Below are 17,085 nucleotides of genomic sequence, written 5' to 3'. Positions count from 1 at the left end.
ATATTTCCAAAAAAAACAGAGGCTTTTGAATCTTTAATGGTATCTCAGTACAATTTATGCTCCGGTGCTGTTTACATTTATTTGAAAACAATTTTATAATTTTTATAGATTGAGCTTTTCTGTATAGAGATCTTCGTTTCTTCAGACCATTGATCTGGAAAAATTTTTGTTTGAAAAACTGAATATCAGATGAATGATTTTTATTTTCACTTTAAGATTAATTTAACCATAATAAGACTGGGAAAATTTTCTTTTTTGATTAAATTTGAAAAACTTAAAAAATAAATATTATGTCCACGACAATCACTTTAAAAGGAAACGAAGTACACACAATAGGAACATTGCCATCTGTAGGAACTACAGTAAAGGACTTTGCATTGGTAGACTCAGGTTTGGCGGTAAAAACGCTTGAAACTTTTGCAGGAAAGAAAAAAGTATTCAATATTTTCCCAAGTATTGATACTCCTACTTGTGCTGCTTCTTCCAGAAAATTCAATGAAGAGGCTTCAAAACTTGACAATACAGTGGTAATCAATGTTTCTAAAGATCTTCCATTCGCATTAGGAAGATTCTGTGCTGCTGAAGGTTTGAATAACGTAGAAACACTTTCAGACTTCAGAAGCAGCTTTGGAGATGATTATGAAGTGACCATTACAGATTCTCCTTTGAAAGGTCTGTTGAGCCGTGCTGTGATCGTTACAGACGAAAACAACCAGGTGGTTTACACTGAGCAGGTTCCTGAAATTGCTAATGAACCTAATTATGATGCTGCTCTTGCTGCATTAAAATAATAAAAATAATTTTTGTAAAGAAGCCTTGTAAGTAATTTTGCAAGGCTTTTTTTGAATAAAAAACTAATATAAAATGGTAAAAAGAATCGTAGCCAATATTAAAACCGATGATCTTTCCAGAGCCCATCAGTTTTATCAGGATATTTTAGAACTGGATGTTTTGATGGATCATGGCTGGATAAAAACTTTGGGGAATGATGAAGAAGCCAAAATTCAGATCAGCTTTGCCGAACAGGGAGGAAATGATACCAAAGTTCCCGACCTTTCCATTGAAGTTGATAATGTAGACGAAGTCTATCACAAAATGAAAAATGCAGGTTTTGAAATCACCTATGATCTAACCAATGAAGACTGGGGAGTCCGCAGATTTTTTGTTAAAGATCCGTTTCAGAAGTTGATCAATATACTGTCTCACCAATAAATACAAATATAATGAAAGCAGATAGAATTATTCCCGTATTAAGAATCTTCGATTATCAGAAAACAAAAGAATTTTATGTAGATTGGCTAGGGTTTGAAATCGTTTGGGAACATTATTTTGATGAAAACACTCCCGTTTATATGGAAGTGAAAAGAGAAAATATCATTTTCCATTTAAGCGAACACCACGGAGACGGAACACCCGGAACAAGGGTTGCTGTTTGGGGTGAAGGAGTTCCTGAATATCACAAAGAACTCATCGATAAGAAATACAAGTACAACCGTCCTGGTCTTGAAAAAACGTTTTACGGAGCCGTATCTTTTACCGTAATTGATCCTTTTGGAAATAAAATTACCTTCGAAGAAGAATATGACGAAGCAAAGCATAAAGATCTGAAACTGTATTCTCACGATTGATTAAGATATGTTTTCTAATATACATCAGGAATTTGAAGTCCCGGAAGAACTAAAAGATACCATCAAATGTTTTTGGTACAACAGCAGGGATTATGGAGAGGAATTGTCTGAGTTTACAGTGCTTCCGGACGGTTATGCCGAAATCATATTCCACTTTGGAAGCGGATGCAGTATTTCTAATCAAGGCATTTTACAGGCTTTACCTTCTCCGTTTATCATGGGACTGCTCAATCAGCCTGCTCTTTTTCATGCTCAAAATCAACTGGAAATTATCGGAATCAGATGTTTTCCATGGGCTGTTTTTGACTTACTGGGGCTTTCCTCCGAAAAAACAGAAAATGGAGTTCATACATTTAAACACCCTCTGGCAGAGCTTCAATCTGCATTGGATGATTTGATTATTCAAGGAAAAATACAGGAGGCAATCACTAAAGTAGAGCACTATTTTCTGAAATTACATTCCCACATCACCACAGACAGTCTTCTTTCAAAGGCCGGAGCTGTTATGAGAAAAAATAAGGGAGCCATCTCTGTCAATAAGGTGGCGGATTCAGCACATACGACTGTCAGAACATTGGAAAGAAAATTTAAACAGTCTTCTGGGCATACTGTAAAAGATGTCTCCGGAATTATGCGTTTTGAGCAGATAAGAAACCGTCTGTGGAATAGTCCTGAAGCTTCCATTGCTGAGCTTGCACAGGAATTTGGATATACTGATCAATCTCATTTAAGCAGAGAATTTAAACGCTACAGTGGTACAACACCTGCCGTTTTTGCACGGGAATCCAAAAAAAGAAAGCAGGCCTTAAGCAATGATTTTGTCGCATTTGTACAAGCATAATATAACAGTATTCCGGAATTTTGTATCATAATAAATAGAGATAAATTATGGTACTGAATCATAAAAAAGTCGCCATCATTGGCGCTGGCCCCGTTGGTTTAACAATGGCTGTTCTGTTACAGCAGAAAGGTGTTGAAGTGAATGTCTATGAAAGAGATCTGAATGCACAGACAAGAGTCTGGGGCGGAACATTGGATCTTCACAAAGAATCAGGGCAAAAAGCAATGAAGCAAGCCGGTCTGTTGGATCAATATTACGCTACAGCCTTACCCATGGGAATCAAAATTGCCGATGAACAGGGAAATACTCTTTTTACAAAAGAAATCACACCGGAAAACCAACATGACAATCCTGAAATTAACAGAAATCATCTGAGAGAAATGCTGCTTGGGAGTCTGGCAGATGATACGATAATCTGGGATATGAATTTTATAGGAATGGAAGAGAATGATGGTCGATGGCAGCTTCATTTTAAAGATAAACCTGCTGTGACAGCTGATCTTGTTATCGGAGCTAATGGAGGAATGTCCAAAGTAAGAAGATACGTCACGGAAGCCGAAGTGGAAGAGACCGGAACCTTTATCATTCAGGGAGATATTCCTCAGCCTGAAAAATCGTGTCCCGAATTTTTCAGTTGGTGTGACGGAAAAAGACCAATGACCGCTTTTGAAGGTAATTTATTGGTAGCCAATCCTTATAATAACGGTGCCATGACTTACGGAGTTATATTCAAAAAGCCTGAAGAATGGGAAGACGGGTGTACTTTAGATTTTCAAAATACAGAACAGATCCGCCGCTTTCTTGCCGAAAGGTTTTCTTCATGGAGTGGGCTTTATCAGCAGCTATTTAACTCAACTTCATTTTTTGTAGGGCTGCCAACAAGAAAAATTCCATTAGACAAACCGTGGAAAAATAATCGTTCTTTGCCTGTAACATTGATTGGTGATGCTGCACATCTCATGCCTCCTTTTGCAGGGCAGGGCGTAAATACCGGATTGCTGGATGCTTTGATTTTATCAGAAAACCTAACAGAAGGAAAATACCCAACGATATCTGAATCCATTAATGCATACGAAAAAGAAATGTTGATCTACGCCAAAGAAGCTCAGCTTGAATCCAGCAAAAATGAGCTGGAAATGCGTGATGTGAACTTCTCTTTTACAAGCCTTATTCGCTAATAGATGATTCAACAAAATAATTAATGATCCGGATCATTGAATAGTAAGATGAATAAAACTTACCTTTACATTTTAAAAACAGGATGAAACGTTCAGGAACAGCAGATTTACCCCTTCACTATGGCAAAGTACCGCCATGGCTGTATGAGCGTATGTCTGTTCTGGGACTTTCCATTATTGAAGTCATTCTGATGGATTATGGTAAGGATGAAGTACTGCGCCGACTGGCAGATCCGTTCTGGTTTCAGAGCTTTGGAGCGGTGATGGGGATGGACTGGCATTCTTCAGGAATTACCACTTCCGTTATGGGTGCTTTAAAACGCTCTATTAACCCTAATTCTCAATCGCTGGGACTTTATATCTGTGGTGGTAAGGGAAAGTTTTCCCGGGAAACTCCATCAGAACTGATCCAGATTGCAGATAAAACCGGATTGAACGGAACCGATTTGGTAAGAGCCAGCAAACTTTCTGCGAAAGTAGATAATACAGCCATTCAGGATGGTTATCAGCTGTATTTGCACAATTTTATTCTTTCAGACAATGGAAACTGGAGCGTTATTCAGCAGGGAATGCATGAGTCTGACGGAACAGCAAGACGCTATCACTGGCATTCTGAAAACATCACTTCATTTGTAGAAAAGCCTCACACAGGAATCAATGGAATTTCGAGAGGAAGAATTCTTAACTTAACTGATACCGAAGCTTCGGAAAACAGAAAAGGAATTCTGGATATTTCCCATACCGATTCGGCAGAAGTGATGAAGGATTTTGCCAGGCTGATTCTTCCTGCCCACCATGATGTTCAGGCTTCAGATGTAGATTTAAAACGTCTGGGAGCACTTCTGTATGTTACCAGAGAACAGCAGCCTCAGAATTTCGAAGATTTACTGATGCTGGAAGGAGTAGGGCCAAGAACCATGCAGTCATTGGCTTTGGTAAGTGAAGTGATTCACGGAGCACCATCCAGATTTGCCGATCCCGCAAGATTTTCCTTTGCTCATGGAGGCAAGGACGGACACCCTTTCCCTGTCCCGATCAATACATATGACGAAAGCATCAGCATTCTCAAAAAAGGAATTGAAAAGTCCAGACTGGGAAATTCTGATAAGCTGAATTCTTTGAACAAACTTCACCAGATTGTTACTGATGCGGAGAAAGATTTTACTCCGGATTTTGATATTCAGCAGGTGATTGAAGAAGAAAGACAAAACTCATGGCGCTTTGGTGGGAAAACCGTATTTGGGGATGCCCAAAAACCCAATAACCCTCCAAAAGCAATACAGCTTTCCCTATTTTAAAATAAAAGTCAGACAGTTCTGCTATTGTCAAATAGTTATTCCTATCATTTGGAGGGATGGCGAAAATTCAAAAAAATTTTTGACGGGGTGGTTTAAATGACTGTTTAATATGATCGGCTTTGAAATAGTATTTATTGTAGTGTAATACATGGCTTTTTATAAAGATATTACATTCTTTGTTTAATGTTTTTTGCATTTAATTCAATTAAAAATTTTATTTTTAAAAACTTAAAAAATTGACCAAATGACGAACAAAGCCCTTGAAATATGTTATGATTTTCCCTTTTTTTTCCCTGAAGAGCTTGCTGAAATATTCCAGGCTCACGAAAAAAGATCATTCCAGAAAGGTGACTTCATTCTTGAAGAAGGAAAAACAGCCAATGAATATTATATTCTCGAAAGCGGATTAGCACGTTCCTACGTAAATGATTTCAACGGAAATGAAGTAACCACCCATTTTTTCACGGAAAACGAGGTAATTATTGAGGTTTTATCCATGTTTCAAAGAGTTCCCTCACAGGAAAATATCATTTGTATTACAGACTGTGAATGCTGGAGGCTGGATTATGATACCTTTCAGGAGCTCTTCCACAAAATCCCGAATCTCAGAGAATGGGGCAGATCATGGATGTCTCAGGAGCTTTTTGCCTATAAACAGAGATCTGTAGAAATGTTTACCCTTTCCGCAACCAGAAGATACCTTAATTTGCTGGAGCAGAAATCTAAAGTGATACAATTTGCCCCTCTGAAACAGATTGCTTCCTATCTGGGAGTTACGGACACCTCTCTGAGTCGTATTCGTAAGGAAATTGTTTCCCATCCTAAGAAAAATTAAATCTTGCCCTATGACAAGTTGATTTTCATTACACCTTGGTAATTTTGGATAAGAAATTAATACTAAAATTATAAAAAATGAAAGTCAATCAAATTTATGTGAACCTTCCGGTAAAAGATGTACAGAAAACAAAAGACTTCTGGACGAAAGTAGGTTTTTCAATCAATGAGCAATTCTCAGATGACAGAGCAGCCTGTGTTGTTTTAAATGATACAAGTTATGTCATGTTTCTGCAGGAAGATTATTTTATGACCTTCACCAGTAAACCTGTTGCCAAAGAAAATACCAGTCAGGTAATTGTTGCAGTAGGGATGAACAGTCGTGAAGAAGTGGATAATGTAGTAAACACTGCCGTAGAAAACGGAGCGTGGCAGCATGAAGAACCTGAAGATTACGGATGGATGTACCAAAATTCGTTTTGGGATCTTGACGGACATGGCTGGAATATCACTTTTGCAGATATGTCTCAAATGCCGACGGAATAATTTAATTCTAAAAAAATCACACCAAAATTTACAAAATGAATATTAGTGATATTTATGTCAATTTACCCGTAAAAGACGTACAAAAAACAAGAGAATTCTGGACTAAGCTTGGCTTTTCTATCAACGAACAGTTTTCAAATGATAAAGCAATATGTGTGGTGATGAAGAAAGATCATATCTACACCATGTTTCTCAAAGAAGACTTCTTCCAGACTTTTACCAACAGAGCTTTTGCAAAAGGAGACACTACACAGGTACTGCTTGCGATTGGAGTAAACAGTCGTGAAGAAGTTGATCATATGGTAAAAACAGCACTCGAAAACGGAGGTTCCAGATATGGCGAGCCTGTAGATTACGGATGGATGTATCAAAACAGTTTTGCAGATCTCAACGGTCACCAGTGGGAAGTAATGCATGGAGATGCCTCTCAGATGCCTACAGAATAACAGTTATCACATCAACACATTTCATATGGAAACACAATCAAACGATATAGAAATTATAAAAAATCAGGTAGCAAGTACCTATTATGTGATTACTTCGAATATTGAGGGCATTACCCATGAAGAATCTATGATTTTTCCCAATGGGGAAGCCAATTGTATGAACTGGATCCTTGGACATTTAATCTACATCAGAAATCCTTTACTGAATATTCTTGGTGAAGAATCCGTTTGGGACAGTGAGAAATTCTCATTCTACAACAGAGGGGAAATTGCTTTGGACCACAAAGATAAACTGATACGCTTCGGGGATTTACAATCTTATCTGAAACAATCTCAGGATAAACTGGAAGCAAAACTTAATACGCTTGAAAGTTTCAAACCAGAAATGGTTAAAGATATATCCACTCTCAGCCTTCATGAAATTTACCACAGTGGGCAGTTGGGGTATCTCCGAAGAATCTTAGGAAAACCGGGAGCTATAAAATAACATTGTATTTTTAGATTTTTCGCTTGGCCCAGAATGGCAAGTATACTCTTAAAATATTAGCATTATCTTTTAGGTTAATGAAATTTTATCGAAGATAAAATCCTCGCGCCTTAAAAAAGCATAGTTTGTAAAATGCTTAGCGCCTTAGCGTCTCTCCAACCTACTAACCTCTAACTTCTAATCTCTAATTAAAAATGAACACACCAAAATCAAAAAAAATGGAGCTCGTTATTCCGGCTTACAGAACGCATTCCCAAAGCTTTATAAATGTTCTGGACGGCATTTCGGAAGAAGATGCTTTGAAAAGAATTGAAAATAAAACCAATCACATTGTATGGATGGCCGGAAACTTTGTCAACATGCGTTATGGCTTGGGCTGGGTACTTGGACTTCGGGAAGAAGATCCTTACAGCGACCTGTTTTTCCAGGGAAAAGCACTGGATGAAAGCTTTACATATCCAACGTTGGTTGAATTGAAAGAAAATTTTCACGCAATTTCCGCTAAAGTATATGAAAAACTTTATGAAGTAACCGATGAAGAACTGGATGAAATATTTGAAATAGGAATGAACATCCCTTTCATCAAAGAAACAAAACTCAATTTTGTCGGAATGTGTATCGGCCGTGAAGATTATTTATGTGGTCAAATAGGCTTAATGCGCAGAATTCTGGACTATCCGGGAATGAAATATGACGTAGACGAAAATCTTAAATATTAATAATGAATCCAAGAGAAACAGGCTATAAAAAAGTCAATGGAATCCAATTGTATTACGAGATCTACGGATCAGGAAAGCCTCTGGTTCTGATTCATGGAGGCGGTTCTTCTTTCCTTTTTGATTTTAAAGAAGTGATCGCGAGACTGGAAGGGAAATTTCAGCTTATAGGAATTGATCTCCAAAACCACGGCCGCAGTGAGCACCGCGATATTCCGGAAACATTCGAGCAGGATGCAGACGATGTAGCCGGACTTCTCGCAGAGCTTAACATTGAAAAAGCTTCATTCTGGGGATTCAGCAATGGAGGAAGTACCGTAATGCAGATTGGCCATCGCCATCCTAAAATCGTTGAAAAACTTGTTGTTGCCTCAGCATTTTACAAAAGGAGCGGTATGATGGACGGCTTTTTTGAAGGAATGCAGGAAGCCACTTTCGATTCAATGCCGGAACCTTTCAAAATCAATTTTTTAAATCTCAATCCGGATTTTTCAAAACTGGAAAACCTTTTTGAGAAAGACTGTACAAGGATGCAGACGTTTGAAGACTGGGACGATGAGGTACTGGCTTCCATACAATCTCCCACATTATTCATCTCTGGAGATCAGGATGTGATGAAACCGGAACATACCACAGCAATGTGGCGCCTGGTAAAAGACTCAAGATTAATGATACTTCCTGCAACCCATGGTACTTATATGATGCCTGATTTTGACGGTAGTATAGATACCGAATTAATAGACTTTACCGCCAGGGAAGTAGAAAAATTTTTAAACCATTAAGCGTTTTTAATTCATATTAAATTAATTAATCCTTAATGGATCAACAGTAGAAACTATATCTTATAATAATAACTTTAAAATTAAAAATCATGGCTAAATTAAATCCATACCTAAATTTCGACGGAACAGCTGAGGAAGCGTTCAATTTTTATAAAACTGTTTTCGGTGGTGAATTCGTTGGAGGAATTCATAAAATGGGAAATGCTCCCGGTACAGAAAACCTGTCTGAAGAAGAAAAAAACAGAGTAATGCACATTGCTTTGCCTGTTGGAGGGGATCTTTTAATGGCATCCGATATTGTACCCGGTTTTGGGCAGACTCTTACTGTAGGAAACAATAATTATGTTTCCATTTTCCCTGACTCCAGAAGCGAAGCAGACAGAATTTTTAAAGAACTTTCTGCTGGAGGAAACGTAGAAATGCCGATTGAAGACCAGTTCTGGGGAGACTATTTTGGGTGCTTTCAGGACAAATACGGTGTTCATTGGATGGTGAACTATAATGAACAATATGCAAAATAATCTTATATTTAACTAATGATAATAAAGAGATGTCCATTTTTGGGCAGCTCTTTATTTAACCTTTAAAAAAATAGAACGATGGATCCAATTAAAATAGACATTACAATTTTAGCACCGGTGGAAAAGGTTTGGAATTATTTCAATGAACCAAAGCACATCACGAAATGGAATTTCGCCCATGAAAGCTGGCAGTGTCCTAGTTCTGAAAATAATCTTACGGTAGGAGGCAAATTCAAACACAGAATGGAAGCGAAAGACAAAAGTTTCGGATTCGATTTTGAAGGCATATATGATGAAATAATTCCTCATGAGATTATTAAATATCACATGGAGGACGGGCGGAAAGTAGAAATTATTTTCGACAAAATAGACGAAACTACAACGAAAGTCATTGAAATTTTCGACCCGGAAAAACAAAATTCTGTGGAAATGCAGAGGGATGGTTGGTATGCTATTCTGAACAACTTCCACAAGTATGTTGAGAATCATTAACAATATTTTTTTTGTAGCCATGATCAATCTAGTTATCATGTCAAAGAGTTTAAATTCTATGTATGCTTTTAATTATGACTCGGAAGCAGAATTCCTTCATGGGGTTCTTGCAATATCCGCAAGAAGAGCCTTGGTAAAAGAAAAAATAAATTCTTTGGAAAAACTTTCAGATTATTCCGAGAAAGAAATCATGCAGCTTCATGGTTTCGGTAAAAATGCAATGATGAAACTGAAGAATTACATGAAAGAAAATCAGGTATGCTTTAAAGAAGCATACTAAATATACAACTGGAATATTTTGCAGTGTCTTTGCACTAAGACGGAAAATATCGTTTCAATGCAAAGGCATAAGATGTGTTTTGCTGTTGTATAGAGAAATTAAAATTATAAATTCGTCCCCTTATTAAAATATAAAATTATGAATAACGATATTTTCCCATGTCTCTGGTATGATGGAGACGCTAAGCAGTCTGCTGAATTTTACTGTAAAGTTTTCGGAGGTGAAATAACAGCAGATACCCCTGTTGTAATGAATGTTGACTTATTTGGCCAAAGACTGATGCTTCTGAATGGAGGTCCGCAGTTCAAGAAAAATGCATCCATTTCTTTCATGGTTATTTGTGAAACTGAAGAAGAGGTTCAAAAATATTGGGATCAGCTATTGGAGGGCGGAATGGCTTTAATGGAGCTGGGATCTTACTCTTGGAGCCCGAAATACGGATGGGTTCAGGATAAATACGGTGTAACATGGCAGTTGTTTTTAGGAGAAAAAGCAAGCGAACAGAAAATAATTCCTACGTTGATGTTTATTCACCAGAATAACGGAAAAGCAAAGGAAGCGATGGAACTTTATACAAAGACTTTTCCCAACTCAGACATAGGAAATATATTAACTTATGGAGCAGGAAGTGAAGGCCATAACAGCCCTGAACCGGGAGAAAATGTTCAGCATGCTCATTTTACGATTGACAGTTACAGCCTGTTCTGCATGGATAATTCTTATGATCATCAGTTTGATTTTAACGAAGGGATTTCATTAGTAGTAATGACGGATGATCAGGAGCAGACCGATCATTACTGGAATACTTTCACAGCAGATGGAGGTAGAGAAAGTATGTGCGGCTGGCTGAAAGATAAATACGGAATGAGCTGGCAGATTGTGCCTAAAAGACTCATTCAGTTAATGAACGATGCTGATCGTGAAAAAGCTTACAAAGTAGTACAGGCAATGATGAAAATGCAGAAAATTATTATACAGGATTTGGAAGACGCTTATAATTCTTAATCCATTTCGGCTTATTGTTTGATATGATTTAGGGAAAAAGATTTGCCTATGAAAACACAGAACAAATCAGACTCTAAATCAAAAGTCCCTAAAGAAGGTCTGTTTCCGGAAATTATCCGGAATGATTACCGTGGAAGCCGAAAACTTCAGGGAAAAAAAGCAGTTATTTCCGGAGGAGACAGTGGTATAGGACAGGCTGTTGCCGTTCATTTTGCCAGAGAAGGAGCAGATATCGCCATCATTTATAAAGAAAGTGATGACGACGCTAAAGAAACTAAAAAGCTGGTTGAAAAAGAAGGACAAAAGTGCCTGCTGATCAAAGGAGATCTTACAAAAAAAGCTTTCAGAACAAAATGTGCAGACAAGATTAAAGCAACATGGAAAAAGATTGATATTCTTGTCAACAATGCAGGAATTCATACTTCCAAAAGCAGTCTGGAAAAAATCTCAGATGAGCAGATTCAGAAAACATTTGATACCAATATCATTTCTATGATTTCTTTCACCAGAAATTTTCTTCCGCTCATTGAAAAAGAAGGAAGGATTATCTGTACAACATCTGTAACAGCCTATCGGGGAAGTGATCATTTAATTGATTATGCGGCTACCAAAGGAGCTGTATTGTCTTTTATCCGTTCTTTGGCTGATAATCTTGCAGAAAAAAAGATTCTGGTTAACGGAATTGCGCCGGGACCTATTTGGACTCCTCTTGTAAAAGAAGCATTTGATGATCTTTCTAAATTTGGAAAAGATACGCCGCTGAAACGTGCTGGGCAGCCATCAGAAGTTGCTCCTGCCTATGTTTTTCTCGCTTCCAAAGATGCAAGTTATATCACAGGAGAAATCATTCACATTAACGGAGGTGATTTCGTCGGAGGATAAATAGAAGCTAGAAATTAGAAATAAGAAGTTAGAAAATTGCAGTTCAATACTCCCTTACTCTAAAACTCTCTAATCCTCAAAGTCTCAAACACTATCACCTGCAACCTATTATCTACAACCTAATACCTTAAAAAAAATATATGGAAAAATTATCATACGAAATAGAAATCAATGCCGAACCTGAAAAAGTATGGAGTGTCCTTTGGGGAGACATTACCTATAGACAATGGACAACAGCTTTTACAGACGGTTCTTTTTATGAAGGAACCCTGGAAGAGAACAATATTATCAGATTTCTTGATCCCAAAAACAACGGGATGTACAGCAAAGTAGAAAAAATGATTCCTTATGAAGAAATAAAATTTCTGCATCTGGGAGAAATTTATGAAGGCATTGAAGTTCCTCAGGACTGGGGAGAAGCTACCGAAGCGTATTTTCTTGAGGAAAATGAGGAAGGAACTTTATTGAAAGCAGAAGTTCAGACGCCTGCAGAGTTCAAAGAATTCTTTGAAGAGAAATTTCCGAAAGCAATGTCAATTGTGAAGCACCTTTCGGAAAATCAACTGTAAATAATTCCACTAAAAAAATAAGAAAATGGAAACCTTATCATATGAAACAGTAATTGATGCTCCCATGCAGAAAGTCTGGGACATCCTTTGGAATCCTGAAACATATAGTGAATGGACCAAGTATTTCGGTGCAGGATCTGTCATGAAATCCGACTGGAAAGTAGGAGGCAAGACCTATTTTCTGAATGCACAGGGAGAAGGAATGGTTTCAACCATAGACAGCCTGGATGAGCCTAATCAGATCGTCTTCAAACATCTGGGAATGGTAGATAAAGAAGGTCATGAGGATACCCAGAGCAAAGAAGTAATGGAATGGAGTGGCAGCTTTGAAAAATATTTCCTGATAGATTTCGACGGAAAAACAAAACTCCATACGGAAGTTCAGGTTGAAAAAGAATGGCAAGATCATCTCAATACAGGATTTACGAAAGGATTAATGGTCGTAAAAAGTCTTGCAGAAGGAATAAGCCTTGGCTCTGTGTAAAGAATTAAAAGTTCAAAGTTTAGGGTTTAAAGTTTAACGTTCAGAACTGCTGCCTTGATCCTAATCCCTGCTACCTCCACCTAAAATCTATCACCTAACAATGAAATTACTTGTCATACTTTTCGCAACATTTATTCTGGCTTTGCTGGGAACCTTTTTATTTCAGGGAAAACCGGATTTTACATTTTCAGGAAACTTGGGAATGGCTGTTTTCATTCTATTTACTGGCTTTTCTCATTTTAAATTTCAAAAAGGAATGGCCATGATGATCCCGGATTTTATGCCTGCAAAAATGTTTTGGGTATACTTTACGGGAGTTCTGGAAATTGCTGCGGGAATTGGGCTTATGATTCCGTCTATTCGGGAACTGACGGCCATTTTGCTCATTATTTTTTATGTGTTGGTTTTTATAGCCAATATCAATTCTTCCAGAAAAAAGATTAATATTTTTAAAGCCGATTATACAGGTCCGGGGATGAAATATCTTTACAATCAAAGGATTCCCATGCAGATTATCTTAATCGCCTGGACATGGTATTTCGGGATTTATTTGCAATAGATAAAAAGACAGTCAGTAAGGCTGTCTTTTTTTATACAATCATAATTTTTTTCCATTAATTAATAAAATACTGTAACGTTTTAGGGGTATGACATGTCTTATTATATAAATGCATTTATTTTTTATTGTTTTAAAACTTGAATGCCTATATAACTTTAACTTTAAAAACATAAGTTATGAACCTAAATCACAACATTTTCGGTACAGCCCTTATTGTACTCTCTACCATTATGACCAACGCACAAAGTTCTACAGCCAAACTGCCGGGAGATCCTACTTTGCCATCTTCCAAAGCCAGTCTTGAGAAGCTTATTTCTTATGATAAAGGAAACTTTAAATACAAAGTGGAAGATTATTTTGCAAGACCAAAAGCTTCAGCATTTAAAATCTCTCCTGACGGGAAATACCTGTCTTATAAAGAAAAAGATCAGGATAAAAAGAACCACGTGTATGTAAAAGATCTTGCAACAGGAAAAATTAACAAAGCCATCGTAGAAAAAGACGACCTTGTCAGAAACTACGGCTGGCTGAATAAAAAACGTCTATTCTATACACAGGATAGAGGTGGAAACGAGAATATTCATTTGTATGCTACAGACATAGATGGCGGAAACCAGAAAGATTTAACACCATTTGACGGCGTAAAAGTACAATCAATTATCCCTATAAAAGATACGGACTTCGTTGTCGTTACGCTTAATAAAAACAATAAGCAGATTTTCGAACCTTTTAAGATCAATTATATTACCGGGGAAATGACCCAGTTGTATGAAAATAAAGATGTAAACAGCCCTATTGACGACTATATTTTTGATAAAGACGGAAATTTGAGAGGTTATAGCGTTCTCGAAAACGGATTAACTACCAAAACTTATTATAAAGACCTTCAGACAGGGAAATTCAATCTTATTAAATCTGCAGACTGGTCTGATACCTTCAGTATCATAGAATTTAACGAAAATTCTAAAAATAAGGATGAAGCCTATGTGGTAACCAATCTGGATAGTGACAGAGCGAGAGTGGTATTGTATGATTTAAAGAAAAATGCAGTGATTAAAGAAATATATTCCAATCCTGTATACGATGTAAGCTCTATAAGCACTGCCGGGAAAAACAGAAATTATGAGTTGGATTTTATCAGTTATGAAGGTGTAAAAGGAGAAACGGTTCCGGTAAGTAAGTTTTATAAAGAAATAGATGACAAATTAAAATCTCAGTTCAGAGACAAGGAATTTGGAATTGTTTCTTCCGATGATAATAATGATAAACTTTTGGTTGTTGTAGGAAGTGATAAACTCTACGGAACGTATTATGAATATGATACAAAAACAAAGCAGACCAAGCTTCTATACAATCTGATGCCTCAGCTGAAAGAAGAAGATATGGCTGAAATGAGACCTATCGAATTTAAAAGCAGAGACGGATTGACCATTCATGGATATATCACACTGCCTAAAGCTGCACTGGAAGGTGAAAAAGTTCCTTTAATTGTAAATCCTCACGGCGGCCCTCAGGGAATCAGAGACAGCTGGGGTTTCAATCCGGAAACACAATTGTTTGCAAGCAGAGGATATGCTACGCTTCAGGTTAACTTCAGAATTTCTGGCGGATATGGAAAATCATTCCAGAAGGCCGGTTACAAACAAATCGGAAGAAAAGCGATGGATGATGTGGAAGACGGAGTAAAATATGCCATTGAACAAGGTTGGGTAGATAAAGATAAAGTAGCCATTTATGGAGGTAGCCACGGTGGATATGCAACATTGATGGGGTTGATCAAAACTCCGGATCTGTATACTTGTGGAGTAGATTATGTAGGAGTTTCCAACATTTTTACCTTCTTTGCTTCCTTCCCGGAATACTGGAAGCCATACAAAGAAATGGTAAAACAGATCTGGTATGACCTGGACAACCCTGAAGAAGCTAAGATTGCTAAAGAAGTTTCTCCTGTGTTCCAGATTGATAAAATCAAGAAACCATTATTTGTAGTGCAGGGAGCTAATGATCCAAGGGTAAATATCAATGAATCTGATCAGATTGTAAAAGCAATGCGTGCCAAAGGTTTTGAAGTTCCTTATCTGGTAAAATATGATGAAGGACACGGTTTTGGAAAAGAACCGAACAGAATTGAACTTTACAAGTCGATGTTAGGATTCTTTGCAGAAAATTTTAACAAATAAACTATTAATTTGATAACAAAGAAAACGGAAGGCCAAAGCCTTCCGTTTTCTTTGTTATTATTGCTAGAGGCTGAAAAGATCATTGCGAACTGAGTGAAGCAATCTCAATTGACACTTTAGAAATTGATATACATATGGACTTTCTCCATCACTTATTATTCTAGCCCTGATAGAAGCGGTTACCCCGCAGCTTGCACAGGACAGTGGGTGGGTTTGGAGTGTGGGAAAGCTTTAGAGTGAGGAGTATGAGCGGATAGCGGGGAAAAGCTCATTAAAAAATAAAAAGTGAGGGGTAATATAATGACCAATAGGCAAATAATTCTGATGATAAAGATTGATGGATAAAAGAAAAATTGAATTGTAAGAAAAATATTTTAAATTTATTAAAGTAAAACCAAAAGATCAGCCGTCATAGCAGTATGGAGGTTGTCGAAAAAATAACAATGCCACAGAAAGAGAAAGAAAGTATCATCTCGCAGACCGTTTCCAACTACGGAGGGAAGCTGATGTCTTATATCCGTCCGAAAGTGAAAAATACGGAAGATGCGGAAGATATTCTGCAGGAAGTGTGGTATCAGTTCAGTAGCCTTACGAATATTTCGGAGATCGTAAATGTTGGTGGGTGGCTATACAGGGTAACAGCGAATAAAATTACGGACCGCTACCGTAAAAAGAAAACAGAAAATCTTGAAGATTTTGTATATGAAGATGAAGACGGCAGTTTTTCTATCAAGGATATTCTTTTGATGGATGAAAGTGCAGGTCCTGAAGTGAAAATGTTTCAGGATGAGATCTGGAAAAAACTGTTTGAAGCATTGGATGAACTTCCTGAAAAGCAAAGGCTGGTCTACGTAGAAAATGAGCTGAACGACAAAACACTCCAGGAGATTGCCGATGAACAGGGAGAAAACATCAAAACCATCATCAGTAGAAAAAACTATGCTGTGAAGCACTTGAGAAACAGGCTGAGAAAGCTATACGAAGATTTAAAAAGTTAGAAAAAGAAATTATGAATCATAAACACAAAAAGGGTTGGATTTTTTTATTGTTATGTCCACCATTAATTTTAGCCGCAGTTACATGGATTGTAATGCTGCTTTGGAATTGCCTTCTCCCAGAGATTTTAGGAGTAAAAACGATTACCTTCTGGCAGGCAATGGGAATACTGATCCTAAGCAAGATTCTTTTTGGAGGTTTCCATTTCGGAAAAGGAATGAAAGACTTTAAGGAAAGAAAAATGAGAGAAAAAATGGAAAGCTGGTCACCTGAGGAAAGAGAGAAATTCAAAGAAGTATGGAGAAATAGATGTTCAGGAGGATTCTTCAACAGAAACAACGAATAATTTGAAATTTTTAAAGAAGTAGTAAAGTAAAATTAGAATTCATTCGTCTCTATAAAAAACAAGAAGTAGTAAAAT

Annotated in this window: 23 protein-coding genes; all 23 read left to right on the top strand. The window is 37.2% G+C overall.

Translation table 11 applies throughout. The features are described 5' to 3' along the window. Positions 1 to 290: 290 nt before the first annotated feature. Positions 291 to 791, top strand: coding sequence for a thiol peroxidase (gene tpx / locus CLU97_RS12425; protein WP_121488206.1), 501 nt, complete (start codon positions 291 to 293; stop codon positions 789 to 791). A 73-nt stretch (positions 792 to 864) separates the two neighbouring features. Then, complete coding sequence (locus CLU97_RS12420; RefSeq protein WP_121488205.1) at positions 865 to 1,212, top strand: VOC family protein; 348 nt, start codon at positions 865 to 867, stop codon at positions 1,210 to 1,212. 11 nt (positions 1,213 to 1,223) lie between these two features. Beyond that, positions 1,224 to 1,628, top strand: coding sequence for a glyoxalase superfamily protein (locus CLU97_RS12415; RefSeq protein ID WP_121488204.1), 405 nt, complete (start codon positions 1,224 to 1,226; stop codon positions 1,626 to 1,628). 7 nt (positions 1,629 to 1,635) lie between these two features. Continuing rightward, positions 1,636 to 2,469, top strand: coding sequence for a helix-turn-helix domain-containing protein (locus tag CLU97_RS12410; RefSeq protein WP_121488203.1), 834 nt, complete (start codon positions 1,636 to 1,638; stop codon positions 2,467 to 2,469). Positions 2,470 to 2,516: 47 nt separating this feature from the next. After that, positions 2,517 to 3,647: an FAD-dependent oxidoreductase gene (locus CLU97_RS12405; RefSeq protein WP_121488202.1), complete on the top strand. Its 1,131-nt coding sequence runs from the start codon at positions 2,517 to 2,519 to the stop codon at positions 3,645 to 3,647. Positions 3,648 to 3,730: 83 nt separating this feature from the next. Continuing rightward, positions 3,731 to 4,945 carry a DUF763 domain-containing protein gene (locus CLU97_RS12400; protein ID WP_121488201.1) on the top strand — a complete coding sequence of 405 codons (1,215 nt, stop codon included), beginning with the start codon at positions 3,731 to 3,733 and terminating at the stop codon, positions 4,943 to 4,945. Positions 4,946 to 5,189: 244 nt separating this feature from the next. Beyond that, complete coding sequence (locus CLU97_RS12395; protein ID WP_121488200.1) at positions 5,190 to 5,780, top strand: Crp/Fnr family transcriptional regulator; 591 nt, start codon at positions 5,190 to 5,192, stop codon at positions 5,778 to 5,780. Between the two features lie 77 nt (positions 5,781 to 5,857). Further along, positions 5,858 to 6,265 (top strand): VOC family protein, encoded by a 408-nt coding sequence (locus CLU97_RS12390; RefSeq protein ID WP_121488199.1) that lies wholly within the window; start codon positions 5,858 to 5,860, stop codon positions 6,263 to 6,265. 35 nt (positions 6,266 to 6,300) lie between these two features. Continuing rightward, a complete protein-coding gene (locus tag CLU97_RS12385; protein ID WP_121488198.1) occupies positions 6,301 to 6,711 on the top strand; it encodes a VOC family protein in 411 nt (136 codons plus the stop codon). Positions 6,712 to 6,736: 25 nt separating this feature from the next. Continuing rightward, positions 6,737 to 7,198 carry a hypothetical protein gene (locus CLU97_RS12380; RefSeq protein ID WP_121489734.1) on the top strand — a complete coding sequence of 154 codons (462 nt, stop codon included), beginning with the start codon at positions 6,737 to 6,739 and terminating at the stop codon, positions 7,196 to 7,198. A gap of 194 nt (positions 7,199 to 7,392) precedes the next feature. Beyond that, positions 7,393 to 7,917 carry a DinB family protein gene (locus CLU97_RS12375; RefSeq protein WP_121488197.1) on the top strand — a complete coding sequence of 175 codons (525 nt, stop codon included), beginning with the start codon at positions 7,393 to 7,395 and terminating at the stop codon, positions 7,915 to 7,917. Between the two features lie 2 nt (positions 7,918 to 7,919). Next, complete coding sequence (locus CLU97_RS12370) at positions 7,920 to 8,696, top strand: alpha/beta fold hydrolase (protein WP_121488196.1); 777 nt, start codon at positions 7,920 to 7,922, stop codon at positions 8,694 to 8,696. A gap of 89 nt (positions 8,697 to 8,785) precedes the next feature. Continuing rightward, positions 8,786 to 9,217, top strand: coding sequence for a VOC family protein (locus tag CLU97_RS12365; protein WP_121488195.1), 432 nt, complete (start codon positions 8,786 to 8,788; stop codon positions 9,215 to 9,217). 78 nt (positions 9,218 to 9,295) lie between these two features. Then, positions 9,296 to 9,709, top strand: coding sequence for an SRPBCC family protein (locus CLU97_RS12360; protein WP_121488194.1), 414 nt, complete (start codon positions 9,296 to 9,298; stop codon positions 9,707 to 9,709). 37 nt (positions 9,710 to 9,746) lie between these two features. Next, positions 9,747 to 9,989 carry a hypothetical protein gene (locus CLU97_RS12355; protein ID WP_228437680.1) on the top strand — a complete coding sequence of 81 codons (243 nt, stop codon included), beginning with the start codon at positions 9,747 to 9,749 and terminating at the stop codon, positions 9,987 to 9,989. A 138-nt stretch (positions 9,990 to 10,127) separates the two neighbouring features. Further along, entirely contained in the window at positions 10,128 to 10,994 is an 867-nt protein-coding gene (locus CLU97_RS12350) for a VOC family protein (RefSeq protein WP_121488193.1), read from the top strand. 48 nt (positions 10,995 to 11,042) lie between these two features. Beyond that, positions 11,043 to 11,876, top strand: coding sequence for an SDR family oxidoreductase (locus tag CLU97_RS12345; protein WP_121488192.1), 834 nt, complete (start codon positions 11,043 to 11,045; stop codon positions 11,874 to 11,876). Between the two features lie 140 nt (positions 11,877 to 12,016). Then, entirely contained in the window at positions 12,017 to 12,445 is a 429-nt protein-coding gene (locus tag CLU97_RS12340; RefSeq protein WP_121488191.1) for an SRPBCC domain-containing protein, read from the top strand. A gap of 25 nt (positions 12,446 to 12,470) precedes the next feature. Beyond that, the gene (locus CLU97_RS12335) at positions 12,471 to 12,929 is read left to right on the top strand and encodes an SRPBCC family protein (protein ID WP_121488190.1); all 459 of its coding nucleotides are present in this window, start codon (positions 12,471 to 12,473) and stop codon (positions 12,927 to 12,929) included. 100 nt (positions 12,930 to 13,029) lie between these two features. Next, entirely contained in the window at positions 13,030 to 13,488 is a 459-nt protein-coding gene (locus tag CLU97_RS12330) for a DoxX family protein (protein ID WP_121488189.1), read from the top strand. 176 nt (positions 13,489 to 13,664) lie between these two features. Next, a complete protein-coding gene (locus CLU97_RS12325; protein WP_121488188.1) occupies positions 13,665 to 15,668 on the top strand; it encodes an alpha/beta hydrolase family protein in 2,004 nt (667 codons plus the stop codon). 443 nt (positions 15,669 to 16,111) lie between these two features. Further along, entirely contained in the window at positions 16,112 to 16,666 is a 555-nt protein-coding gene (locus CLU97_RS12320; protein ID WP_185145132.1) for an RNA polymerase sigma factor, read from the top strand. 11 nt (positions 16,667 to 16,677) lie between these two features. Next, the gene (locus tag CLU97_RS12315) at positions 16,678 to 17,010 is read left to right on the top strand and encodes a hypothetical protein (protein ID WP_121488187.1); all 333 of its coding nucleotides are present in this window, start codon (positions 16,678 to 16,680) and stop codon (positions 17,008 to 17,010) included. The last annotated feature ends 75 nt before the right edge of the window (positions 17,011 to 17,085 follow it).

The sequence above is a fragment of the Chryseobacterium sp. 7 genome (assembly GCF_003663845.1).
Lineage (GTDB): Bacteria > Bacteroidota > Bacteroidia > Flavobacteriales > Weeksellaceae > Chryseobacterium.
The sequence above is the reverse complement of the archived record's forward strand: the minus strand, read 5'-3'. Positions and strand labels throughout refer to the sequence as shown.